This is a genomic window from Streptococcus oralis subsp. tigurinus, assembly GCF_002093545.1.
Lineage (GTDB): Bacteria > Bacillota > Bacilli > Lactobacillales > Streptococcaceae > Streptococcus > Streptococcus oralis_C.
In genome coordinates this window covers 1-906 of sequence record NZ_LNVF01000020.1, presented here as the reverse complement: position 1 = coordinate 906, position 906 = coordinate 1, and the positions used below count along the sequence as shown (strand labels likewise).

The 906-nt window shown below is 41.4% G+C and carries 3 protein-coding genes; all 3 read right to left on the bottom strand.

The features are described 5' to 3' along the window. Positions 1 to 139 (bottom strand): single-stranded DNA-binding protein (ssb, locus tag ATE34_RS10850; protein ID WP_142357497.1); only part of this gene is annotated, 139 nt, incomplete at its 3' end. Further along, the gene (locus ATE34_RS10845; RefSeq protein WP_084912052.1) at positions 139 to 429 is read right to left on the bottom strand and encodes a hypothetical protein; all 291 of its coding nucleotides are present in this window, start codon (positions 427 to 429) and stop codon (positions 139 to 141) included. The genes ssb and ATE34_RS10845, both read right to left, overlap by 1 nt. Beyond that, a partial coding sequence (locus tag ATE34_RS10840; RefSeq protein ID WP_084912051.1) for an ERF family protein occupies positions 429 to 906 on the bottom strand: 478 nt, incomplete at its 5' end. The genes ATE34_RS10845 and ATE34_RS10840, both read right to left, overlap by 1 nt.

Here is a 906-nt window from a genome sequence, read left to right as displayed (position 1 = left end):
CAGCTTCACGCTCGCCATTTTGACTCTTAAATGTACGGTTTACTGCAAGAGTAAAAGTCGCAACTGCTACATTTTGAGGAGTATAGCGAAGTTCAGCATCACGGGTCATGCGCCCTACAAGTACAGCATTGTTAATCATTATTTTATTACCTCCAAAATTCTACTGAACGTACTCTCATGAAATGAGTATAATCCAGGGTTATTTCTCTTCAAAGGCTTGATAATTTTAGTAACAATTTCTTTTAAGGACATATCTGAAATTTCAAGCCAAAAGAAATCGTTCTTAGTGTAGTTGTAAACACAATCAATTTCTCCGTGCTTATAACATACACCCCAAATCTCACCTTGATGCTGATAAACTAGGATCTTATCATAATAAGCACTCTGTAATTCAATCGGACGTTTGCGCCCCAGTTCCGTATATCCCATTACTCAATGCCTCTCGCTTTCTTCGCATCTGCGATAATCTTCTGAGCTTCCTTCAATCGATCAGCTGGAATGCTTTCAGGTTTATCAACACCCATTTTATCGATGAACCATTTTCCAATTGTTGCAGCAGGACTCCCTGTAGCTTCAGCCATATTTTTGAGTTCTGTCCGAATGGCTTTAGCCTGTGCTCCCGTAATAGTTTTGGCTCCGTTACTTTTAGCTGGAGCATTGGCCGGTTGCTCTTGCTGGCTATTTGGTTTTTGAGCTGGTTTTTGCGACGTACGGCCTGCTTGGCTATTCTGATTATGATATTCATCCGTATCAGGATCCTTATTGTCATCGATCATAAAAAGTCCGTTTAGGGCGTATTTTCGGGCGTAGCTGGATGCAGCACCTGTAACTTGACTACCATCCATCCCTTTTTTGCTATCATCTTCTCTAGCATAGGCTGTAGTCCCAATAGTTTCACCAACCGCA

Bases quoted from the DNA above. Each gene is read 5' to 3' on its own strand.
- ATE34_RS10845 (WP_084912052.1), bottom strand. From the start codon at position 429: ATGGGATATACGGAACTGGGGCGCAAACGTCCGATTGAATTACAGAGT.